This window comes from Amycolatopsis balhimycina FH 1894, assembly GCF_000384295.1.
In the GTDB taxonomy this organism is placed as follows: domain Bacteria; phylum Actinomycetota; class Actinomycetes; order Mycobacteriales; family Pseudonocardiaceae; genus Amycolatopsis; species Amycolatopsis balhimycina.
The window spans coordinates 8,071,817-8,093,278 of the sequence record NZ_KB913037.1; the positions used below are offsets into that span (position 1 = coordinate 8,071,817).

27 protein-coding genes are annotated in these 21,462 nt (G+C 71.7%); 21 read left to right on the forward strand and 6 right to left on the reverse strand.

Annotation, left to right across the window (positions count from 1 at the left end):
- Window positions 1-49: 49 nt before the first annotated feature.
- The 3 genes from A3CE_RS0137270 to A3CE_RS0137280 all read right to left on the reverse strand — a co-directional run bounded on the left by A3CE_RS0137270 (window position 50) and on the right by A3CE_RS0137280 (window position 2,476).
- Entirely contained in the window at window positions 50-316 is a 267-nt protein-coding gene (locus A3CE_RS0137270) for an HPr family phosphocarrier protein (protein ID WP_013224593.1), read from the reverse strand.
- A 139-nt stretch (window positions 317-455) separates the two neighbouring features.
- On the reverse strand, window positions 456-1,691 hold the full coding sequence (locus tag A3CE_RS0137275; RefSeq protein ID WP_020645200.1) for a PTS transporter subunit EIIC: 1,236 nt from the start codon (window positions 1,689-1,691) through the stop codon (window positions 456-458).
- Window positions 1,688-2,476, reverse strand: a complete 789-nt coding sequence (locus A3CE_RS0137280) for a GntR family transcriptional regulator (protein ID WP_020645201.1) — start codon at window positions 2,474-2,476, stop codon at window positions 1,688-1,690. Before A3CE_RS0137280 ends, A3CE_RS0137275 begins: the two co-directional genes overlap by 4 nt.
- Window positions 2,477-2,719: 243 nt before the next feature.
- Here A3CE_RS0137280 and A3CE_RS0137285 point away from each other — a divergent pair, with 243 nt between their 5' ends.
- On the forward strand, window positions 2,720-2,959 hold the full coding sequence (locus tag A3CE_RS0137285; RefSeq protein WP_026469224.1) for a PTS sugar transporter subunit IIB: 240 nt from the start codon (window positions 2,720-2,722) through the stop codon (window positions 2,957-2,959).
- Complete coding sequence (locus tag A3CE_RS0137290) at window positions 2,956-3,411, forward strand: PTS sugar transporter subunit IIA (protein ID WP_020645203.1); 456 nt, start codon at window positions 2,956-2,958, stop codon at window positions 3,409-3,411. Before A3CE_RS0137285 ends, A3CE_RS0137290 begins: the two co-directional genes overlap by 4 nt.
- Window positions 3,412-3,481: 70 nt before the next feature.
- On the opposite strand, the gene A3CE_RS0137295 is transcribed toward A3CE_RS0137290, so the two are convergent.
- Window positions 3,482-3,919, reverse strand: a complete 438-nt coding sequence (locus A3CE_RS0137295) for a QcrA and Rieske domain-containing protein (protein WP_020645204.1) — start codon at window positions 3,917-3,919, stop codon at window positions 3,482-3,484.
- Window positions 3,920-4,024: 105 nt separating this feature from the next.
- On the opposite strand from A3CE_RS0137295, the gene A3CE_RS0137300 reads away from it, so the two are divergent.
- From A3CE_RS0137300 to A3CE_RS0137345, 10 genes are all read left to right on the forward strand, one after another.
- Complete coding sequence (locus A3CE_RS0137300) at window positions 4,025-4,393, forward strand: hypothetical protein (RefSeq protein ID WP_026469225.1); 369 nt, start codon at window positions 4,025-4,027, stop codon at window positions 4,391-4,393.
- Between the two features lie 10 nt (window positions 4,394-4,403).
- Window positions 4,404-4,916: a sigma-70 family RNA polymerase sigma factor gene (locus A3CE_RS0137305; RefSeq protein WP_020645206.1), complete on the forward strand. Its 513-nt coding sequence runs from the start codon at window positions 4,404-4,406 to the stop codon at window positions 4,914-4,916.
- On the forward strand, window positions 4,913-5,566 hold the full coding sequence (locus A3CE_RS0137310) for an anti-sigma factor family protein (RefSeq protein ID WP_020645207.1): 654 nt from the start codon (window positions 4,913-4,915) through the stop codon (window positions 5,564-5,566). Before A3CE_RS0137305 ends, A3CE_RS0137310 begins: the two co-directional genes overlap by 4 nt.
- Before the next feature lie 348 nt (window positions 5,567-5,914).
- Window positions 5,915-6,196 carry a hypothetical protein gene (locus A3CE_RS52195; protein WP_020645208.1) on the forward strand — a complete coding sequence of 94 codons (282 nt, stop codon included), beginning with the start codon at window positions 5,915-5,917 and terminating at the stop codon, window positions 6,194-6,196.
- Window positions 6,197-6,244: 48 nt separating this feature from the next.
- A complete protein-coding gene (gene aroC / locus A3CE_RS0137320) occupies window positions 6,245-7,432 on the forward strand; it encodes a chorismate synthase (protein WP_020645209.1) in 1,188 nt (395 codons plus the stop codon).
- Window positions 7,429-7,950 carry a shikimate kinase gene (locus A3CE_RS0137325; protein WP_026469226.1) on the forward strand — a complete coding sequence of 174 codons (522 nt, stop codon included), beginning with the start codon at window positions 7,429-7,431 and terminating at the stop codon, window positions 7,948-7,950. Before aroC ends, A3CE_RS0137325 begins: the two co-directional genes overlap by 4 nt.
- Window positions 7,951-7,957: 7 nt before the next feature.
- Window positions 7,958-9,067, forward strand: a complete 1,110-nt coding sequence (gene aroB / locus A3CE_RS0137330; protein ID WP_020645211.1) for a 3-dehydroquinate synthase — start codon at window positions 7,958-7,960, stop codon at window positions 9,065-9,067.
- Entirely contained in the window at window positions 9,064-9,495 is a 432-nt protein-coding gene (aroQ, locus tag A3CE_RS0137335) for a type II 3-dehydroquinate dehydratase (protein WP_020645212.1), read from the forward strand. Before aroB ends, aroQ begins: the two co-directional genes overlap by 4 nt.
- Entirely contained in the window at window positions 9,492-10,418 is a 927-nt protein-coding gene (locus tag A3CE_RS0137340) for a GNAT family N-acetyltransferase (RefSeq protein ID WP_020645213.1), read from the forward strand. The genes aroQ and A3CE_RS0137340 overlap by 4 nt, the downstream gene beginning before the upstream one ends.
- A 164-nt stretch (window positions 10,419-10,582) precedes the next feature.
- Window positions 10,583-12,061, forward strand: a complete 1,479-nt coding sequence (locus A3CE_RS0137345; protein WP_020645214.1) for a glycoside hydrolase family protein — start codon at window positions 10,583-10,585, stop codon at window positions 12,059-12,061.
- A 193-nt stretch (window positions 12,062-12,254) separates the two neighbouring features.
- On the opposite strand, the gene A3CE_RS0137350 is transcribed toward A3CE_RS0137345, so the two are convergent.
- Window positions 12,255-12,770 carry a B-4DMT family transporter gene (locus A3CE_RS0137350; protein ID WP_125592263.1) on the reverse strand — a complete coding sequence of 172 codons (516 nt, stop codon included), beginning with the start codon at window positions 12,768-12,770 and terminating at the stop codon, window positions 12,255-12,257.
- Between the two features lie 102 nt (window positions 12,771-12,872).
- On the opposite strand from A3CE_RS0137350, the gene A3CE_RS0137355 reads away from it, so the two are divergent.
- From A3CE_RS0137355 to nusB, 3 genes are read left to right on the forward strand one after another with little or no spacing between them, the layout of a single operon-like run.
- The gene (locus A3CE_RS0137355) at window positions 12,873-13,961 is read left to right on the forward strand and encodes a M24 family metallopeptidase (protein WP_026469228.1); all 1,089 of its coding nucleotides are present in this window, start codon (window positions 12,873-12,875) and stop codon (window positions 13,959-13,961) included.
- A gap of 45 nt (window positions 13,962-14,006) precedes the next feature.
- Window positions 14,007-14,570 (forward strand): elongation factor P, encoded by a 564-nt coding sequence (efp, locus tag A3CE_RS0137360; RefSeq protein ID WP_020645217.1) that lies wholly within the window; start codon window positions 14,007-14,009, stop codon window positions 14,568-14,570.
- On the forward strand, window positions 14,570-15,025 hold the full coding sequence (gene nusB / locus A3CE_RS0137365; protein ID WP_020645218.1) for a transcription antitermination factor NusB: 456 nt from the start codon (window positions 14,570-14,572) through the stop codon (window positions 15,023-15,025). The genes efp and nusB overlap by 1 nt, the downstream gene beginning before the upstream one ends.
- A 187-nt stretch (window positions 15,026-15,212) precedes the next feature.
- On the opposite strand, the gene bldD is transcribed toward nusB, so the two are convergent.
- A complete protein-coding gene (gene bldD / locus A3CE_RS0137370; RefSeq protein ID WP_003096372.1) occupies window positions 15,213-15,701 on the reverse strand; it encodes a transcriptional regulator BldD in 489 nt (162 codons plus the stop codon).
- A gap of 246 nt (window positions 15,702-15,947) precedes the next feature.
- Here bldD and pyrR point away from each other — a divergent pair, with 246 nt between their 5' ends.
- The 6 genes from pyrR to A3CE_RS0137400 all read left to right on the forward strand — a co-directional run bounded on the left by pyrR (window position 15,948) and on the right by A3CE_RS0137400 (window position 21,350).
- Window positions 15,948-16,556: a bifunctional pyr operon transcriptional regulator/uracil phosphoribosyltransferase PyrR gene (pyrR, locus tag A3CE_RS0137375; RefSeq protein WP_026469229.1), complete on the forward strand. Its 609-nt coding sequence runs from the start codon at window positions 15,948-15,950 to the stop codon at window positions 16,554-16,556.
- Entirely contained in the window at window positions 16,553-17,485 is a 933-nt protein-coding gene (locus tag A3CE_RS0137380; protein WP_020645220.1) for an aspartate carbamoyltransferase catalytic subunit, read from the forward strand. The genes pyrR and A3CE_RS0137380 overlap by 4 nt, the downstream gene beginning before the upstream one ends.
- 73 nt (window positions 17,486-17,558) lie before the next feature.
- Window positions 17,559-18,845 carry a dihydroorotase gene (locus A3CE_RS0137385; protein ID WP_020645221.1) on the forward strand — a complete coding sequence of 429 codons (1,287 nt, stop codon included), beginning with the start codon at window positions 17,559-17,561 and terminating at the stop codon, window positions 18,843-18,845.
- Window positions 18,845-19,339, forward strand: a complete 495-nt coding sequence (locus A3CE_RS0137390; protein WP_020645222.1) for a PH-like domain-containing protein — start codon at window positions 18,845-18,847, stop codon at window positions 19,337-19,339. The genes A3CE_RS0137385 and A3CE_RS0137390 overlap by 1 nt, the downstream gene beginning before the upstream one ends.
- Window positions 19,336-20,457 (forward strand): glutamine-hydrolyzing carbamoyl-phosphate synthase small subunit, encoded by a 1,122-nt coding sequence (carA, locus tag A3CE_RS0137395; protein ID WP_020645223.1) that lies wholly within the window; start codon window positions 19,336-19,338, stop codon window positions 20,455-20,457. Before A3CE_RS0137390 ends, carA begins: the two co-directional genes overlap by 4 nt.
- Window positions 20,454-21,350, forward strand: a complete 897-nt coding sequence (locus A3CE_RS0137400) for an AAA family ATPase (RefSeq protein WP_020645224.1) — start codon at window positions 20,454-20,456, stop codon at window positions 21,348-21,350. The genes carA and A3CE_RS0137400 overlap by 4 nt, the downstream gene beginning before the upstream one ends.
- Window positions 21,351-21,462: the final 112 nt, after the last annotated feature.

The window sequence follows — 21,462 nt, forward strand, 5'->3', positions numbered from 1 at the left end:
CACCGGCTGTCGGGGAGCCGGTGCGAAGGCCTTCGCGCGAGGGTACGGCTCAGGCGTCGAGGTCGGTGGCGACGAGCTGGGCGACCGCTTCCACGGCCTCCTCGGCGCCCTCGCCCTCGGCGCTGATGACGACCTCGTCGCCGTAGCCGGCGGCCAGTGTCATCAGGTTGAGCACGCTGCCGGCGGCCACCGGGCTCCCGCCGGCCTTGGCGATCTGCACCGCGACGGGCTGCGCCGCGGCCGCCTTCGCCACCAGCGCGGCCGGCCGGGCGTGCAGCCCCACCTTGCTGGCCACGGCGACGCGTTTCTCCGGCATGTTCGTTCTCTCCCTACGGATTACTGATCCGACCAAAAGCAGGCCGGCCCTCGAGCGGTGCGTGCCGTTGCCACGAAAGCCATCCGGCCGTGACTGTGGTCGGATTGGTAATGAACGGCACAGTACATCGATACGGATGTTACGCGGCGGCGGTGCGCTCGAGGTCCGACTCGATCGAGTCGTCCTCGCGGCCCGGCGTGAGCAGGTTGAACTTCGTGATCGCGAAGCGGAAGACCACGTAGTAGATCACCGCGTAGACGAGCCCGATCGGGATCAGCAGCAACGGCTTCTGTGCCGCCGGGGCACCGAAGTTGAGCACGTAGTCGATCGCGCCCGCCGAGAAGTTGAAGCTCTGGTGGATTCCCAGCGCGTTGCAGATCGCCAGCGAGGTGCCGGTCATGATCGCGTGGAACAGGTACAGCGGCCACGCGACGAACATGAACGAGAACTCGATCGGCTCGGTGACCCCGGTGAGGAACGAGGTCAGCGCCGCGGAGATCATCACGCCGCCGACGATCTTCTTCTGCGCCGGGCGGGCCGTCTGCCAGATCGCCAGCGCGGCGGCGGGCAGCGCGAACATGAAGATCGGGAAGAAGCCGGTGGTGAACGAGCCCGCCGACATGTTGCCCGCGACGAAGTTGTTGATGTCGCCGCCCTTGAAGATGAACCAGACGGGGACGTTCAGCAGCTGGTGCAGACCGACCGGGATGAGCAGGCGGTTCAGCGCGCCGTAGATCCCGCCACCGACGACCGGGGCCGCGGTGACCGCGTCACCGACGGACTCGATGCCGCTGTTGACCCAGTGGAAGACCAGGCCGAAGAGCACGCCGAGGATCACCATGACGCCCGCGGTGATGATCGGCACGAACCGGCGGCCGCCGAAGAACGCCAGGTAGGCGGGCAGCTTGATGCGGTGGTACTTCTGCCACAGCAGTGCCGCCACGATGCCGACCACGACACCCGCGAGCACCGAGTACGGCCACTTGATCGGCTGGAGCTCGGTGACACCGGCCGTGTACTTGGGGAGCTTGTCGAGCGGGGCGAACACCTGGATGACGCTGGTGAAGACGAAGAAGCCGACGACCGCCGCGACGGCGGTCGAGCCGTCGCCCTTCTTGGCGAAGCCGACGGCGATGCCGACCGCGAACAGCAGCGGCAGCCAGTTGAACAGCGTGCCGCCCGCGGCGCCCAGCACCGAAGCGACCTTGTTCCAGCCGAGGCCGTCCTTGCCGAGCATGTCGTCCTGCCCGAACCGGAGCAGGATGCCCGCCGCCGGGAGCACAGCGATGGGGAGCATGAGGCTACGGCCGAAGCGCTGAAGACCGGCGAGACCGCTGCCGCTCTTCTTCGCCCCCTCCGCGGTGGTGGAGCTCATCTGGATCCTCCATAGTGGGGTGGTTGACCGGGTTCCGGGGTGTTCCGGTCCAACTGCATGGTCACCTGGTAGTGATCTCCCCGGTACCAGGACGTGATGTCTTCGATCGGGTCGCCGTTGGCGCTGGAGACCCGCCGGAACACGAGCAGCGGGCTGCCGGCACGCATGCCGAGCAGCCGGGCCGTCTCGCGGTCCGCGCCTTCGGCCCAGACCGTCTGCCACGCCCGGTCGGGACGCACACCGTACGTCTCGGCCAGTTGCGCGTAAATGGACTGGGTCAGGTCGAGCTCGAGCAGGCCGGGGGCCCGGCCCGCGTGGTACCAGCCACGTTCGACGGCCAGTGGCACGCCGTCGGCGTGGCGCAAGCGCACCAGGTGGTGCGCGCGAGCACCCTCGGCCAGGCCGAGAGCGTGCGCCGAGGCGGTGGGTGGCACCTCGGTGGCGGCCGACACCACCTCGGTCGTCGGGGTCAGCCCCCGCCTCCGCATGTCGTCGGTGAACGACATCAGGTAGAGCTGCAGCTCCATCCGCCGGGCCGCGGTGAACGTGCCCTTGCCGCGGACCCTGGCGAGCAGGCCCTCCTCGACCAGCTTGCCGATCGCCGACCGGACCGTGAGCCGCGACACGCCGTAGCGCTGGGCCAGCTCGCGTTCCGACGGGATCGGCGCACCCGGCGGGAGCTCGCGCTCCACCGTGCGGCGGAGGATCTCCCGCAGCTGGGCGTGCTTGGGCGTGGGCCCGTTGACGACCCGGTCGGGTGGCGGGACGTGCGCTGCCGCGCTCATCGGCGTCACCCTCCTCGTTCTGGCGTTCACCGGGAACCGGTGCTCGCGTCCGGCCCGGAACATTGGTACGTTCCGGTCTAGACCAATGATCTGATGGGGCAGGATGCTCCGCCGTGCGGACGGGTGTCAACCACCGTTATCCGTTCGTGGCCCGCGGCGGGGTGCATGCCGACGAACGGCGTAGTACAGGTGGACACGCGGTTCGCGTCAGGTTGGGAACAAACAGTGATCAAGGAGACCGCGATGGCGGATGACCGGCCCGAAAAGATCCTCGCCGCACTCGGCGGCACGGGGAACCTCACCGAGATCGAGGGCTGCATCACACGGCTGCGCTGCGAGGTCGAGGACATGAGCCTCGTCGACGAGGCGGCGCTCAAGAAGGCCGGCGCGATGGGCGTGGTCAAGATGGGATCGTCGGCCCTGCAGGTGATCGTCGGCCCGGAGGCGGACACGATCGCCAGCGACATCGAGGACCTGCTGTGAGCCTGGAGATCCTCAGCCCGGTCGCCGGGCGCGTGGTGCCGATCACCGAGGTCCCCGACCCGGTGTTCGCGCAGGCCATGGTGGGGCCGGGCGTCGCGGTGCAGCCCTCGGGCGGCCGGGCGGACGCGGTCGCGCCGGTCGACGGCACGATCGCGACGCTGCACCCGCACGCGTTCGTCGTGGCGACCGAGGACGGCAAGGCCGTGCTGGTGCACCTGGGCATCGACACGGTCAAGGAGAAGGGCGAGGGCTTCACGCTGCACGTCGTCAAGGGCGAGCAGGTGCGGGCCGGCCAGCCGATCGTCAGCTGGGACCCGGAGGCGGTGACCGCGGCGGGCTACTCGGCCATCGTCCCGGTCGTCGCGCTGGACGCCGCGGCGGACGTCCTGTCCGGTTTGGACGCCGATCGCGACGTCGAAGCCGGCGCCCGGCTGTTCGGCTGGGACGCCTGAGCGGGATCCGTCACACGGAGGGCCCTCGGGGGCGAGTCGTCCCCCGGGGCCCTCTGGCACCGCCGGCTCGTCAGCCGGTGACGACCTTCCCGTTCTCGACCTTGACCGGCACCGACGCCAGCGGCTTGTTCGCCGGGCCGTGCTTGACCTCGCCGGTGAGCGCGTTGAAGACCGAGCCGTGGCACGGGCAGACCAGGTCGGCGCCCTTCGGGGCGACCGTGCAGCCCTGGTGCGTGCAGATCGCGCTGAACGCGGCGCAGGCCGACTCGGACGTCCGGGCCACGATGACGTCGGAACCGTCCGGGGCCTTCGCCGCCTTCGCCTGCCCGATCGGGACGTCGGCGAGCGCGACCAGCGGCGTCCCGGCGGCGATCGGCGCCTGGGCGGTGCCGGGCTTCGGGGCGGAGTCCGACCCGCAAGCGGTGAGCGCGACGGCGCCGACGGCGACACCGGCGACAGTGGCACCCGTGGTCAAGACGGTGCGGCGGGAGTGCAGTTCGGCTGTCATGCCCTCCTAAACGAGATCGCCACCCGATCGGTTCAATCCGCGGTGAACCGGATCGGCCCCTGTTCCGTGTATGTAGCGGAGTGGGTGTGGAGTGGAGGAACGATCATGGTGGGTTGGGTTCTACGCATCGTCGTGGCGGCCGCATTGCTGGGCTCGGCGGGTGTGCACTACTTCTTGTGGACGCAGGACTACCCGGGCCTCACCGGCTCGCTGTTCCTGCTCAACGCGATCGCCGGGCTGGTCCTCGCGATCGCCGTCCTGGCCTGGCGGCACTGGCTGCCCGCGCTGGGCGCGGCCGGCTTCGGGGCGCTGACGCTCGGGGCCTACGTCCTCGCCGCGACGGTCGGGTTCATGGGGAACCACGACCAGTTCAACAGCCAGCCCGAGTACTGGGGCGTCATCACCGAGGCCGTCTGCATCGTCGGCGGTCTGGCGCTGCTGTTCGTGAAGGACCGGCGCCGCGCGACGGTCTAGGTCCGCACCGGTGAAGGACGTCGCCGAAGAGGCGCTCATGCGCGCGCTGCACGAGGAACACGCGGCCGCGCTGTGGTCCTACGCGCTCCAGCTGACCTCCGGGGACCGGGTCCGGGCCGAGGACGTCGTCCAGGAGACGCTGCTGCGGGCCTGGCGCACGACGACGGTGCTCGACCAGTCCCAGGGCTCGGCCCGGGCGTGGCTGTTCACGGTGGCCCGGCGGATCGCGATCGACGGCTGGCGGTCCGCGTCGGCCCGCTCGGAGGTGGTGACCGACCGGCCGCCGGAACGCGCGGTCGCCGACGGCACCGACCGCGCGGTGCAGGGCTGGCTGGTCGCCGAGGCACTGGCCGAGCTGTCGGAGCGGCACCGCGAGGTGCTGCTGCTGTGTTACTTCCAGGGCTATTCCGTGGCGGACGCCGCGCTGCGGCTGGGCGTGGCCGAAGGGACCGTCAAGTCGCGCACGCACTACGCGTTGCGCGCACTGCGGCTGGTACTCGAGGAAAGGGGGGTGACCCAGTGAGCGAGGACCCGTTCGCGACGTTCGACGCCGCGTACGTCCTCGGGGCGCTCGCCCCCGAGGACCGGCAGCGCTTCGAGCAGCACCTCCGCACCTGCGACCGGTGCGCGGCCTCGGTCCGCGAGCTGGCCGGCCTGCCCGGCCTGCTGGCCAGGGTCGACGCACCCGCGGTCGTCCCCGGCGCCGGCCTGCCGCCGACCGACCAGCCGCCCCCGGACCTGCTGCCCACGGTGATCAAGCGGGTGCGGCGCGGCCGCCGGATCCGCACCGCGGTGACGGCGGTCTCGGCCGCGGTGGCGGTGTCGGCGTGCGTGGCACTCGGCGTCGTGGCGTGGCCCCAGCCCGCTGCGCCGCCGTCGACCACGATGACGGCGCTGGGCCGGTTCCCGGTCCGCGCGGACGCCCGCCTGGCGGCGTTCTCCTGGGGCACGCAGGTCGACATGACGTGCAGCTACACGGGCGGCCGCAGCGGCGGCGAGTACGCCCTGGTCGCGATCTCGCGGTCCGGGGAGGAGACGCAGCTGGCGACGTGGAAGGCGGTCCCGGACAACACGGCCCGCCTCTCGATCGGCACGGCCATGCGGCAGTCGGACCTGGCGGCGCTCGAAGTCCGCCTGGGCAACGGACTTCCCCTGCTCAGGCTGACGTTCTGAGGGAGGTGGCTCATCCGGGCCGCAGGGGGTTCCGGATGAGCCACCACCCGCCCCAAGCCCGGCCGAACCGTCATGAGGGTGCCCCTCATGGCGGCTAAGTTCATGAGGGGCACCCTCATGGACTCCGCCTCTCGCCGTGTCGTCCCTCCAATCACGCGTGATGGCCCTCTGATCACACGTGATGCCCGTCCCATCACGGGGGTGATGCCACCGGCCGCTCTTCCGCGACTCGAAAGCCCGTCCGCCCTGTCGCCCACAGGAGTGAAACCGGGGCTGGAACGTCGCGAACGGTCCATTCACGACGCCCGGAGTTTGCCCTGCTCAACCCGGCCGCAGCAGGCTGGGTTCATGACCCCGAAGACCCTGATCCTCGGCACCGCGGCGGCCGCCGGAGCGCTGGTCCGCCTCGCGACGCCGGGCAGTCTCGGCGCCGGTGACGTGAAGCTGTCCGGCAGCCTCGGCGCGGTGCTGGGCGCGGCCGGCTGGGCCGCGCTCGCGGCCGCGGCGGCGCTGGCCGCGCTCTTCACCCTCGCCGTCGCGGCCGCGCGGCGGCACTCCGGCCGCGTGCCGCACGGTCCCGCGCTGCTCACGGCCACCTGGCTGTGCGCGATCTTCCCGGGCGCACCGTGACCGGAACACCTTTCCGCCCCGGACGGCCCCCGTGACAGGATTGAGCCCATGTTGCGCTGGATCACCGCAGGTGAATCGCACGGACCCGCGCTGGCCGCCGTGCTCGAAGGCATGCCCGCCGGGGTCGCCGTCACCACCGCCGACGTCACCGAACAGCTGGCCCGGCGCCGCCTCGGCTTCGGCCGCAGCCCCCGGATGGGCTTCGAGACCGACCACATCGAGTTCCTCGGCGGCGTGCGTCACGGCCTCACCCAGGGCGGCCCTGTCGCGGTGCAGATCGAGAACGCCGAGTGGCCCAAGTGGGAGCAGGTCATGGCGGCCGACCCGGTCGACCCGCAGATCCTCGAGGGCCTCGCGCGCAACGAACCGCTCACCCGGCCCCGCCCGGGCCACGCGGACCTGCCGGGCATGCAGAAGTACGGCTTCGAGGAGGCGCGCCCGGTCCTGGAGCGGGCCAGCGCGCGGGAGACCGCGTCGCGGACCGCACTGGGCACCGTCGCCCGGAACTTCCTGAAGCAGCTGCTCGACGTCGAGATCCTCAGCCACGTCGTCTCGATCGGCGGCGCGGACGCCCCCGAAGGTCCGCTGCCGGTCGCCGCCGACCTGGCCGCCATCGACGAAAGCCCGGTCCGCGCCTTCGGCAAGGAAGGCACCGAGGCGATGGTCGCCGAGGTCGACGCCGTGCGGAAGGCGGGCGACACCGTCGGCGGCGTGATCGAGGTCCTCGTCTACGGCCTCCCGCCGGGCCTCGGCTCCCACGTCCACTGGGACCGCCGGCTCGACGCGCGGCTGGCCGGCGCGCTGATGGGCGTCCAGGCGATGAAGGGCGTCGAAGTCGGTGACGGCTTCACCACCGCCCGCCGCTGGGGCAGCCAGGCGCACGACGAGATCGACCGTGGCTCCGGCCCGGTCGGCGTCACCCGCCGGTCCAACCGCGCGGGCGGCCTCGAAGGCGGCATCACCAACGGTGAGCCGCTGCGGGTGCGCGTGGCGATGAAGCCGATCTCGACCGTCCCCAAAGCACTGTCCACAGTAGACGTCAAGACCGGCGAGCCCGCGGTGGCCATCCACCAGCGCTCCGACGTCTGCGCGGTGCCGCGCGCCGGTGTCGTCCTGGAGTCGGTCGTGGCGCTCGTCCTCGCCGACGCCGCGCTGGAGAAGTTCGGCGGCGACTCCCTGGCCGAGAGCAAGCGCAACGCCGAGGCCTACCTCAAGGCCCTCGAGGAGCGGTGGTGAGCCCTCGCGCGGTGATCGTCGGCCCGCCGGGCTCGGGCAAGAGCACGGTCGGGCCGCTGCTGGCCGCGGCGCTCGGCGTCGCGTTCCGGGACAGCGACGACGACATCGTCGCGCGCACCGGGCGCAGCATCTCCGACATCTTCGCCGAGGACGGTGAACCCGCCTTCCGTGCGCTGGAGGCGGAAGCGGTCGCGACCGCGCTGGCGGAGCACGACGGCGTGCTGTCCCTCGGCGGTGGCGCGCCGCTCACCCCCGGCACCCGCGCCCGGCTGGCCGAACACACCGTGGTGTTCCTCAACGTCGGCCTGGCCGCCGGCGTGCAGCGCACCGGCCTTTCGAGTGCGCGGCCGCTGCTGGCCGGCGTCAATCCCCGCGCCACCTTCAAGAAACTGCTCGACGAACGCGCGCCCGTCTACCGCGAGGTCGCCACCGTCGAGGTCGTCACCGACGACCGGATGCCCGCCGAGATCGTCGCGGACCTCGCCGCGCGGCTCGCCCCCGCCGAAGCCAAGGAGTGACTCCCTGATGTCCGACCCGGTGCGCATCCCGGTCGCCACCGCCCATCCCTACGACGTCGTGATCGGGCGCGGCCTGCTCGGCGACCTCACCGCGCAGCTGGCCGACGCCTCGAAGATCGCGTTGATCCACCCGCCCACGCTGACCACCACGGCCGAGGCCATCCGCGACGAGCTGAACGCGGCCGGGCTCGACGCCCACCGCGTCGAGATCCCGGACGCCGAGGACGGCAAGGCGCTGACCGTCGCGAGCTTCTGCTGGGAGGTGCTCGGCCGGATCGGGCTCGACCGCCGCGGTGTCGTGGTCGGCCTCGGCGGCGGCGCCGTCACCGACCTCGCCGGGTTCGTCGCGGGCACCTGGATGCGCGGGGTCCGGCTGGTCAACGTCCCGACCACGCTGCTCGGTATGGTCGACGCCGCGGTCGGCGGCAAGACCGGCATCAACACCGAGGCGGGCAAGAACCTGGTCGGCGTGTTCCACGAGCCGAGCGCGGTGTTCGCCGACCTCGCGACGCTGGAGACGCTGCCGCCGAACGAGCTCGTCGCCGGGATGGCCGAGGTCGTCAAGACGGGCTTCATCGCCGATCCGCGGATCCTCGAGCTGATCGAGGCCGGCCCCACCGCGGCGCTCGACGCGACCGGCGACGTGCTCGCCGAGCTGGTCCGGCGGTCGATCCAGGTGAAGGCCGACGTCGTGGCCGCCGACCTGCGCGAGTCCGACCTGCGGGAGATCCTCAACTACGGGCACACCCTCGGCCACGCGATCGAGCGCCGGGAGCGCTACCGGTGGCGCCACGGCGCCGCGGTGAGCGTCGGGCTGGTGTTCGCCGCCGAGCTGGCGCGGCTGGCCGGGCGGCTCGACGACGCCACCGCCGAACGCCACGCCGCCGTGTTGAAGCTCCTCGGCCTGCCGACGACCTACGACGCCGAAGCGCTGCCTCAGCTGCTGGAAACCATGAAGGGCGACAAGAAAACCCGCTCCGGCGTGCTGCGGTTCGTCGTCCTCGACGGTCTCGGCAAGCCGGGCCGGCTCGAGGGCCCGGACCCGTCGCTGCTCGCGGCCGCGTACTCGGCGGTCGCGGCGGACGCCCCGTCGGGCGGCGGGAGCGTGCTGCTGTGAAGGCGTTCGTGTTCAACGGCCCCAACCTCGGGCGGCTCGGCAAGCGCGAACCGTCGGTCTACGGCTCGACCACCCACGACGACCTCGCGGCGCTGTGCGTCAAGGCCGGCGACGACCTGGGGATCGAGGTCGAGGTCCGGCAGACCGACCACGAAGGCGAAATGGTCGGCTGGCTGCACGAAGCCGCCGACGGCGGCCACCCGGTCGTCCTCAACGCCGGCGCGTGGACGCACTACTCGATCGCAGTGCGCGACGCCGCGGCGCAGCTGTCCGCGCCGCTGATCGAGCTGCACATCTCGAACGTGCACAAGCGGGAGGAGTTCCGGCACTACAGCGTGCTTTCGGACATCGCGACGGCGGTGATCGCGGGCCTCGGCGTCGACGGCTACCCGCTCGCCCTGCGCTGGCTCGCCACGCACCCGGGATGACCCTGCCTGCGCTGACCACGGCGCGGCTGGTGCTGCGGCAGCTGGTCGAGGCCGACCGCGAAGCCGTCGTGAAGGTCTTCTCCGACCCGGAGATGAGCCGGTTCTTCGCGGCGGACTTTTCCGACCCGGCGGCGGCGAGCGCGATGGTCGACCGGCGCCTCTCCTCCCGCGGCCCGGCCGGCCAGGGCCACTGGGTGATCGAGCGCGACGGCGAGGTCGTCGGCGTCGCGCACCTGCGGCCGTCGGGGGAGCTGCCGGGCGGGGTGCCGGAACTGGGCTACTACGTCGCGTCCGCGCACGCCGGGCAGGGCCTGGCCACGGAGGCCGCCCGGGCGGTGCTGGACCACGGGCTCCACGCGCTCGGCCTGCCCGCGGTCTGGGCGCTGGTGCACGAGAACAACGCGGCGAGCCGGAAAGTGGCCACGCGCTTGGGGTTCCTCGACGTCGGCAGCGGGATCCACTACGGCGACCTGCACCGGGTGCTGGTCGCGCTGCCGGCCGTCCACGGGCGGCCGCACCACGTCGAGCTGTGGGTGCCGGACCTCGCCGAAGCCGAGCGGAGCTGGGGCTGGCTGCTCGGCGAGCTCGGCTGGAGCGAGTTCCAGCGCTGGGCCGCCGGAGTCAGCTGGCGCCTCGGCGGGACGTACGTCGTCGTCGAAGCTTCGCCCGCGCTGAGCGTGCCGGAGCACGACCGCATGCGGCCGGGCCTGAACCACCTGGCATTGCACGTGGCGACCCGCGCCCAGGTGGACGACCTGGCCGCCCGGGCGGCCGAGCACGGCTGGCGGCCGCTGTTCACCGACCGTTACCCCCACGCGGGCGGCCCCGCCCACTACGCGGCCTACCTCGAGAACGAAGCCGGCTTCGAGGTCGAGCTGGTCGCGGTGGAAGGCCCCCGGCAGGAGAACGCCCCGGCCGAGTAAGCCGCGCGACGCCGGTGAAGCCTCGGCGGGCCGGCGCCGGCTGTCGAGGGAGCACGATCGGGCGACCGTCGAACAGGAGCGTCGCCACCCGGGCAGGGGGTCGCTCGCTACACTGCGATGTCGTGCGCCCGTTTCGTCGTGGGGGTCGGCGACCCGCTCGTACCTTGTTCGCCAGTGTCCTGGCGGGGCTGCTGGTCGCGGGCTGCACCCAGGGGTACGCCCAGCCGCAGGCGGCGGGGGACCAGCCGGCGATCGCCGGCGGGAAGATCGCCGAGCCGCCGCGGCCCACCGACGTCAAGCTCGCTTCGGGTGACCCCCGGCAGAGTGGTGGCGTGATCGCCGCCGGTGGGGCGGACGCCGTCTACAACTACGGGCCGTCGGTGATGCTCGATCACGGGCAGACCCGGATGTGGTGGTGCAGCCAGTACGGCGGCGCCGGGCCGGCGGGCGACGACATCCTCTACGCCCAGGCGCAGTCCATCGACGGGCCCTTCACCGGGCCGGGTGGCGGGATCCCGGCGGCCGTGTTCTCCGGCGCGCCCGGGCAGTTCGACGGCATGCACACCTGTGACCCGTCCGTGCTGCGGGTCGGCTCGACGTACTACCTGTACTACACCGGTGCGGCCGGTGACCACGCGCTCGGCAACGCCATCGGGCTCGCGACCAGCCCCGACGGGGTGCACTGGACCCGCGCGGCCGGCGGGCGGCCGATCCTGGGGCCGTCGCACGACGTGCACCGCGCGAACGTCTACGGCGCGGGCCAGCCGTCCGTGGTGTACCTCGACGGCTGGTTCTACCTGATGTTCACCGACACCACCGGCCGCGCCGCGGGCTGGAACGGCGCGGGGCAGTTCCTGCTCCGCTCGCGCGACCCGGCGTTCGGGTCCGGGGTGCAGGCGCTGGACGTCGGCGGCTTCGTCCCGGCGGTGTCGACGTCGGCGCCGCGCGCCCGGTCGATCGTCGACGGCTTCAGCGCGGACCTGATGTGGGTCGGGGCGCTCGCCGCGTTCGTCGTCGCGCACGAGACCGACGGCGGGACGACGCTCACGTTCTGGACGGCGGACTTCACCGAGCACCCGTTCCAGCCGGTGGTGATCCCGGGGCCGTGGAAGGAAGGGCCGGGGCTGGTGCGCCGGGCCGACGGGCACGCACCGCTGTCGTCGGCCGATCCGTGCGACCGGGTGCCGTTCGACGTCGTGCGCGCGACCACGCTCGGCGGGGCCGGCGCGCCGACCGATCTGCGGCACTTCGGGCTGGACCTGCTGGGCAGCCAGGCGTGCGGGAACCCCGGCCGGGTCGCCGCGACGTTCGACGGGGTGACGATGCCGTCGCCGGAGCGGACGATGGACCTGGTCCGCGCCGGGCGGCGGGTGCGGATCGACCGGCGCTCGGTCGCGTCGGTGCTGGCCGGCGAGCTGCTGGAGAAGGCACCGCCCGCGGTGGCGGTGCTCCCGGTGGCGGCGCGGCTGCGGCCGGGCGCGGAGGCGGCCCAGGCACCGGGCGGCGGGATCGGGCTGCTCCTCGACGACCGGCGGCTGTGGCGGGTACCGGACGCCGGAATCGTGGCGGCCAACGGCTCGGCGGCGCACGCCGTGACGACCGAGCAGTGGAACGCTTATCCGCGGGGATCCTTGCTGGGCTGAGTCCGGCCGAGGTGATCGGTGTCGAGCGGCGGCGTGGAGTGGTCATCGGCGGGGTTTCCGTGGCGGGCCGCGCCGGGCGGGGGCCCGCCGGTGGAGTTGTTCGGCGGCGGCAGCGTGGAGCAGTCAGCCGCGGGAACGAGCGGCCGGCCGGCGGGGCGTTTCTCGCGAGACTCCCCGCACGGCCGAGGACGAGCTACCCGCGGGGTTCTTCGCCGGCCGGCTGACCGCGACGAGCCGGGCGCGGGCGGGGCCGGGGACGAGGCTGGGGACGAGGCCGAGGCGGGTCGGCGGGACCGTCGAGCGGGGACTCCGGCGGCTGGGACCGCCCGATCCGCCCGCCGACGAACAACCCGAGCCCGGCCGGGATCAGCACCAGGAGGGCCGAGAACGCCGCCCCGCCGGTGAGCGCGCCGCCGAGTTCGGACACTCCCGTCTGGTCGACGAAGACCGCGCGGCCGATGACGTACAGGATCCCGGCCACCGGGCCGGCGATCAGCGCCGAGATGAACCACACGCGGCCGCGGTCCGGCAGGCCGCGCCAGGCGTCGATCGCGCTCCAGAGCGCCGCCGTCCCGACGAGCACCGCCAGCGCCAGTGCCACCACCGGGGTCTGGTCGGTCGGGTGGTAGACGGCGTACTTGGCGAGGAGGGTGATGGCCGCGCCGTGCAGCACCGCCATCCCGAGCCCGCGAATCACCCAGGCGCTCATCCTGCGGAGTGTAGGCGGCCTACTGGCGAGTCGCTCGGCCGGCGAGCGGGGGTGCGCGGAACGCGACGAACGTCCGGCCCCGCCCGCACTAGGGTGGAACCCGTGCCTGAAACCCATGGACGACGTCGTGCCGCGCTGCGCGGGCTTCTGACCGAAGCCGGTGTCGACGCGCTGCTGGTCACCGATCTGCTGAACATCCGCTACCTCACCGGGTTCACCGGCTCGAACGCCGCCGTGCTGCTGCACGTCGAAGGCGACGGGAAGACGCTTTTCTGCACCGACGGCCGCTACACCACCCAGTCGGCCGCCGAGGTGCCCGACCTGGACAAGGTCGTCGACCGGGCCAGTGCCGCCGCCCTGGTCGCGAAGGCCGCGAAGGACACGAAGACCTACGGTCTCGTCGGCTTCGAGAGCCACCACGTGAGCGTGGAGGAGTACGAGGCCCTCCGCAAGGACGTGCCGCTGCGGAGGACCCCGGGGCTGGTCGAACGGCTGCGGGAGGTGAAGGACGAAGCGGAGATCGAGGCGCTGCGCCAGGCGTGCGCCGCCGCGGACCGGGCGCTGGACGACCTCGTCGCGGCCGGTGGGCTGCGGCCCGGGCGGACCGAGCTGGAAATCGCCCGTGACCTGGAGAACCGCATGCTGGAGCACGGCTCGAGCGAGCCCAGCTTCGCCTCCATCATCGCCGCCGGCGCGCACTCGGCCATCCCGCACCACCGGCCGACGCACGCTGAGCTGAAGCGTGGCGACTTCGTGAAGATGGACTTCGGCGCGACCGTCGACGGCTACCACTCCGACATGACGCGCACCTTCGTCCTCGGCGAGCCCGCGGACTGGCAGCGCGAGGTGTACGGCCTCGTGCACGCCGCGCAGGCGGCCGGGGTCGGCGCCGTCCTGCCGGGCACCGAAGTGTCCGATGTGGACGCCGCGGCGCGGACCGTGATCGCGGACGCCGGGCACGGCGAGCACTTCGCGCACGGCCTCGGGCACGGCGTCGGCCTGCAGATTCACGAGGCGCCCAGCTTCGCCGCCACGGGCGTCGGTACACTGACCGCCGGTATGGCGGTCACCGTCGAGCCCGGCGTGTACCTCGCGGGGCGCGGTGGCGTGCGCATCGAGGACACGCTCGTCGTGCGGGCTGGGGAGCCCGAACTCCTCACCCTGAGCACCAAGAACCTCGTGGTCGTCTGACAGCGGCCCCGAACCCGAAGATTCGACACAGGAGACTGCAAGCTCGTGGCCACGACCAACGACCTGAAGAACGGGCTCGTCCTCAACCTCGAGGGCCAGCTGTGGACCGTCACCGCGTTCCAGCACGTCAAGCCGGGCAAGGGCGGCGCCTTCGTGCGCACGACGCTCAAGCACGTGCTCACCGGCAAGGTGGTCGACAAGACGTTCAACGCGGGCACGAAGGTCGACACGGCCACGGTGGACCGCCGGAACATGACTTACCTGTACAAGGACGGCGCCGACTTCGTCTTCATGGACGGCGACACCTACGACCAGATCACGGTCCAGGCCGCGGTCGTCGGCGACAACGCCAACTACATGCTGGAGAACACCGAGGTCCAGGTCGCGGTGCACGAGAACGAGGCGCTGTACGTCGAGCTCCCGACCTCGGTCGAGATCGTCATCCAGCACACCGACCCTGGCCTGCAGGGCGACCGCTCGACCGGCGGCACCAAGCCGGCGACGCTGGAGACCGGCGCGGAGATCCAGGTCCCGCTGTTCCTGTCCACCGGCGAGAAGATCAAGGTCGACACCCGTGACGGCCGTTACCTGGGCCGCGTCTCCAGCTGATGCCGACTTCGAAACCCCACCCGAACCGCGGCGGCGCGATCAGCCGCCGTCAGGCACGCCGCCGGGCGGTGGAGATGCTGTACGAGGCCTCGCAGCGTGACGCCGACGCGGTGACGCTGCTGGCCGACCGCGTCGGCGCGACCGAAGTCGACCCGATCGCGGACTACACGATCAGCCTGGTCGAGGGCGTGACGGGCCGGAAGACGCAGATCGACGAGCTGCTGGCCGAGCACGCGCAGGGCTGGACCCTGGACCGGATGCCGAAGGTCGACCTCGCGGTGCTGCGGGTCGGGGTCTACGAGCTGCTCTGGGCCGAGGACGTGCCGGACCCGGTCGCGATCGACGAGGCCGTCGGCCTGGCGAAGGAGCTGTCCACGGACGATTCGCCGCGGTTCGTCAACGGCGTGCTGGGCCGGATCGGCACGATCGCCGACCGCCTCCGCGCCGTTCTGTAGAGCCCGCCTGGCCCCCCGGTCAGGCGGTTCCGGTCAAGGTGACCACGACCGGGGGACCGGGGGCTCGCCCCCGGGCGGGGTCTGGGGGCTGCGCCCCCGGAAGACACGGCGAGCGAGGTGTGGCTCGCGCTGTCCGCGAGCAGGGCTCGCCCCCGAACGAGCCCCGTCGGTTTCGCACACTCTCGGATCAGTCCTCCTTGGAAGGACGAGCCTCCGGCGGCAGAACGCCCCAGTCGATGAGCTGCTCGGTCAGCTCGCCCGGGGTCATGTCGTAGATGATCGCCAGGGACCGCAGGTCCTCGGTGCGGATCGAGAGCACCTTGCCGTTGTAGTCGCCGCGCTGGCTCTGGATCGTCGCGGCGTAGCGGGCCAGCGGGCCCACCTTTTCGGCAGGCAGCTGCTGCAGGCGCTCCAGGTTGATCACGATCTTGGTGGCGGGCTCGGCACCGGAGGGGACCCGGCCCTCGGGCAGCAGCTCGACCACCGGCACACCGTAGAAGTCGGCCAGCTCGGCCAGCTTCTGCACGGTGACGGCACGGTCGCCACGCTCGTACGAGCCGACGACGACGGCCTTCCAGCGCCCACCGGACTTCTGCTCGACCCCGTGCAGGGACAGGCCCTGCTGCTGGCGGATCCCGCGGAGCTTGGCCCCGAGCGCCTTGGCGTAATCGCCCATCTGGTCGTTCTCCGTTCTTCACCCCCGGCCGGTCGGGGTGACCGGTCGGGGACTCTTCGAGTCGAATACTCAGAGTAATGGTTACGCATTGTTGTCACCAGGTCAAGCAGCAGCTTGCCGCGAATCACGCCACACCACCCGTAAGGCTGAGCAAAGTCCCTGCTACTGTCGGTGCGAAAGCCCTGACCAGCAGGGGCACAGACGTCCTTTAAGGACCCGTCCGGTGAGGCGGGGAAGGAGTCCGGTTTGTCGTCACGTCCGCGTGGCGCGGCTGGTTCGGCCGGGGAGCGCGAGCTCCTGTCGGCCGGCGATGTCGCGCGCACGATCGCCCGAATGGCCCATCAGGTCATCGAAAAGACCGCGAACGGTGCGGAGAGCACTACCCCGCCCGTGTTGCTCGGCATCCCGTCCCGGGGCACGCCCCTCGCGGTCCGTCTCGCCGGCAAGATCGGTGAGTTCTCCGGGGTCCGCCCGCCGGCCGGCGCCCTCGACGTCACCCTCTACCGGGACGACCTCCGCCGCCGCCCGCCGCGCGCGCTCGAACAGACGCAGCTGCCCGCCGACGGCATCGACGACCGGGTGGTGATCCTGGTCGACGACGTGCTCTTCTCCGGCCGGACGATCCGGGCCGCGCTCGATGCCCTCCGTGATCACGGCCGCCCCCGCGCGGTGCAGCTGGCCGTGCTGGTCGACCGCGGTCACCGCGAGCTGCCGATCCGCGCCGACTACGTGGGCAAGAACGTGCCGACCGCCCGTGCCGAGGACGTGGTCGTCCTGCTGGCCGAGATCGACGGCCGCGACGCGGTCCTGCTGCGGGCCGCGGAAGCCGCCGAAACGCCTGGAGAGGACTCGTGAAGCACCTGCTCGCCACCGACGGCCTGGACCCGGTGGTCGCCACCGCCGTGCTCGACACCGCCGACGAGCTCAAGCACACCCTGCTCGGCCGGGAGGTCAAGAAGCTGCCGACGCTGCGCGGCCGCACGGTGATCACCCTGTTCTACGAGAACTCGACCCGCACCCGGGTCTCGTTCGAGATCGCCGGCAAGTGGATGAGCGCGGACGTGATCAACGTGTCCGCGTCCAGCTCCTCGGTCAACAAGGGGGAGTCCCTGCGCGACACCGCGCTGACGCTGGCCGCCGCGGGCGCCGACTGCGTGATCGTCCGGCACCCCGCCAGCGGCGCCGCCCAGCGGCTCTCGGAGTGGCTCGCCGAGCCCGGTACCTCGGTGGTCAACGCCGGCGACGGCACCCACGAGCACCCGACACAGGCGCTGCTCGACGCGGCGACGCTGCGGGAGCGGCTCGGGTCGCTCAAGGACCGCCGGATCGCGATCGTCGGGGACGTCCTGCACAGCCGGGTCGCCCGCTCGAACATCCACCTGCTCTCGGCCCTGGGCGCCGAGGTGGTCCTCGTCGGGCCGCCGACGTTGCTGCCTTACGGCGTCGAAAGCCTTCCGGTGACCGTTTCGCACGACCTCGACGCCGAGCTGCCCGCGGTCGACGCGGTGATGATGCTGCGAGTCCAGGCTGAGCGCATGCACGGCGGGTTTTTCCCGAGCGCACGCGAGTACTCGATCGCTTACGGACTCTCGGAAAAGCGGCAGAAGCTGCTGCCGGACCACGCGGTCGTCCTGCACCCCGGCCCGATGCTGCGCGGGATGGAGATCGCGAGCGCGGTCGCCGACTCCCCGGCCTCGGCCATCACCGAACAGGTCCGCAACGGCGTCCACGTGCGCATGGCGGTCCTCTACCACCTCCTGGCCAGCGAAGGAGCCGCCGCGTGAGCGAGCTTGCGAGTGAACCATTCAACACAGCGCTTTGTGCTCAGCAGGCACCGAGCGTCAGCGAGGTGCGCGCTTGAGCACCGTGATCCAGGGCGCCCGCCCGTACGGCGAGGGCGACCCGGTCGACATCCTGATCGAGGACGGCGTGATCACCGCGATCGGCGCCGTCGACGTCCCGGAAGACGCCGAACTGATCGACGCGAGCGGCCAGGTGCTGCTGCCGGGATTCGTCGACCTGCACACCCACCTGCGCGAACCCGGTCGCGAGGACACCGAGACGATCGACACCGGCTCGGCCGCGGCGGCGCTCGGCGGCTACACCGCGGTGTTCGCCATGGCCAACACCGACCCGGTCGCCGACAACGCCGTGATCGTCGAGCACGTCTGGCGGCGCGGGCAGGAGGCCGGCCTGGTCGACGTCCACCCGGTCGGCGCGGTCACCGTCGGGCTCAAGGGCGAGAAGCTCGCCGAGCTGGGCACGATGGCGAACTCCCAGGCCCGGGTGAAGGTGTTCTCCGACGACGGACTCTGCGTCGCCGACCCGCTGCTGATGCGCCGCGCGCTGGAGTACTCGACCGCGCTCGACGTCGTCATCGCGCAGCATGCGGAGGAGCCGCGGCTGACCGTCGGCGCCCAGGCGCACGAGGGCGAGCGCGCGGCCCGGCTCGGCTACACCGGCTGGCCGGCCGCCGCCGAAGAGTCCATCGTGGCCCGCGACTGCCTGCTGGCGCTGCACGCCAACGCCCGGCTGCACGTCTGCCACGTCTCGACGTCGGGGACGGCGGACGTGCTGCGCTGGGCGAAGGACCGCGGCACCCAGGTGTCGGCCGAGGTCACGCCCCACCACCTGCTGCTGACCGACGAGCGCCTGGCCACCTACGACCCGGTCAACAAGGTGAACCCGCCGCTGCGCACCGAGTCCGACGCGGAGAAGCTCCGGACCGCGCTGGCCGACGGCACCATCGACTGCGTCGCCACCGACCACGCGCCGCACGCGGTGCAGGACAAGGACACCGAGTGGGCCGCCGCCCGGCCGGGCATGCTCGGCCTGCAGACGGCGCTCTCGATCGTCACCGAGACGATGGTCCGCACCGGGCTGCTCGACTGGCGCGGCGTCGCCCGCGTGATGAGCGAGCGGCCCGCCGAGATCGGCAACCTGGCCGACCAGGGCCGCCCGATCGCGGTCGGCGAGCCGGCGAACCTGACGCTGGTCGACCCGGACGCCGAGTGGACGGTCCGGGGCGCGGAGCTGGCCAGCATCGCGGCCAACACCCCGTACGAGGGAATGCGGCTGCCCGGCGTGGTGACCGCGACGCTGCTGCGCGGGCGGACCACCGCGCGGGACGGGAAGATCTGCTGATGGAACGCCTCTGGCTGGTGCTGGCGATCGTCGCCTTCTTCCTGCTCTGCCTCTGGGGCATGTACGTGGGCTGGCGGCGCAAGGCGCGCTCGCAGAGCGTGCAGGTGCCGCCGTTCCCCGCCATCCCTGAAGACGCCGGCGAGGTGCTGCTGGAATCGACCGGCGTCTACCTGGCGACGACGGTCGCGGGGGAGTGGCAGAACCGGATCGTCACCCGCGGCGCGGGACTGCGCACCGGCGCGGTCTGGCGGCTGCACGACGGCGGGATCGCCGTCGAACGCGGCGGGGCGCCGGACTTCTGGATCCCGCGGGAGGCCGTCACCGGCGTCCGGCGCGACACGAAGATCGCCGGGAAGGTGATGGGCACCGACGCGCTGCTGGTGCTCACCTGGCGGCTCGGCGACGCCGAGCTCGACACCGGATTCCGCGGCGACGACCTCGACGACTATCCACAGTGGATCGAACAGCTCAAGATCAAGGGAGGTGCCCAGTGAACGCGCGCGCTCAGGCCGCACTGGTACTCGAAGACGGCCGGGTGTTCCGCGGCGCTGCCTACGGCGCGCAGGGGCGAACCCTCGGCGAAGCGGTGTTCTGCACCGGCATGACCGGCTACCAGGAGACGCTGACGGACCCGTCCTACCACGGCCAGATCGTGGTCCAGACGGCACCGCAGATCGGCAACACCGGCTGGAACGACGAGGACGACGAGTCGTCGAAGATCTGGGTCAACGGCTATGTGGTGCGCGACCCCGCCCGCACGCCGTCCAACTGGCGCTCGAAGCGCTCGCTCGACGAAGAGCTGGTGCGCCAGGGGATCGTCGGCATCGCCGAGGTCGACACCCGGTCGCTGACCCGGCACCTGCGCGAACTCGGCGCGATGCGGGCCGGGGTGTTCTCCGGTGACGCGCTGGGCACGCTTGACGACATGGTCGCTGAGGTGCTGGCCAGCCCGAAGATGGAGGGTGCCGACCTGGCCGGCCAGGTTTCGACGCCGAAGCCGTACGTGGTCTCGCCTTCCGGTGAGACGCGCTTCCGGGTGGCCGCACTGGATCTGGGCATCAAGTCCAACACCCCGCGGCAGATGGTCAAGCGCGGCATCGAGGTGCACGTGCTGCCGTCGACCACGACGGTCGACGAACTGCTGGCGATCGAGCCGGACGGCGTGTTCCTTTCCAACGGCCCGGGCGACCCGGCCACCACGACGCACGCGACCGAGCTGACCAAGCAGATCCTCGGCCGTGAGATCCCGCTGTTCGGCATCTGCTTCGGCAACCAGGTCCTCGGCCGCGCGCTCGGCCTGGGCACGTACAAGATGCGCTACGGCCACCGCGGCATCAACATCCCGGTGATCGACGTGGCGACCAGGTCAGTGGCCATCACGGCCCAGAACCATGGCTTCGCCCTCGAAGGTGAGCCGGGGCAGCGGTTCGAGTCGCCGTTCGGTGCCGCGCAGATCAGCCACTACTGCCCGAACGACGACACGGTCGAGGGCGTGCGCGCGCTCGACGTCCCGGCGTTCTCGGTGCAGTACCACCCCGAAGCCGCGGCCGGACCGCACGACGCGGCGCCCCTGTTCGACGATTTCGTTTCGCTCATGGAGAAGCGGTCGTGACGCTCACGACCGGCATCGAACGGATCCGGATCCGGAACTACCGGGTGCTCCGGGACATCGAGCTGGACGGCCTGACCCCGGTCACGTTGCTGATCGGTGCCAACGGCACTGGCAAATCCACCGTCCTGGACGCAATCGAGTTCGTGTTCGAGGCAGTGAGCGCCGGATTGGCCGACGCCTGGGGTCGGCGAGGTGGCTTGGCCGGTGTCCGGAGCAAAGGTGCCGGCGGGCCCGTTGAGATCGAGCTTGACTGCCGGTCCTGGGCGGGACTGTTCACCTATCGACTGGTCGTCGGGGAACGGCAAGGCTTCCCGGAAGTCGAGGGAGAGAAGCTGTCGTGGCGGCACGAAGAAGAAAGCGAAGCGTTCGAGCTGCTCGACTTCGCGTACGGTAGCGGGACGGTCCGTCGACCGGGCGTTGGTGCGGTGGATGAGCAATTTGTCACGGCGGACATTCTGGGTGCCGATACGTTCGGACGCCTCGGAGTCAACAGCCAGGTCGCTGCCTTCCGCCGTTTCGCCGCTCAGGTCCGGCTTGCGGACGGTGTCGGCCGGCTGCGGTCATCCGCGGCGCAGAGCCCGGTGGCTGCCCTGCTGACCGATGTGCCGGAGACGGGCCTCTACCCGTTGTTGCACACTTCATTGGCCGAGGACATCCGAGCGTTCTCCCAGACCGGCCAAGTCATTGCCGCCACTCATTCCTCCTGGATCGTGAATGCCTCGCGGCTGGACGAAGTCTGGATGATGTACCGCGACGACCACGGGCACACGCAGGCCAGACGCGCTGCCGACCTGCCACGACTGGTCGCGATGGCAGGGCCGGGCGCACTGCTCGGTGACCTGTGGTCCGAAGGGTACTTCGGCATCGGCGATCCGCTGGCGAGGCAAATGTGACCGAGCCTGCCGTAGGGCTAACGCACCCAATGTGGCGTTCGGTGCGTTCAACGCAACCAACGCCGCATTGGGTGCATGACGGCTTGGCTCCCGCCCCGCGCTGCACTCCGCC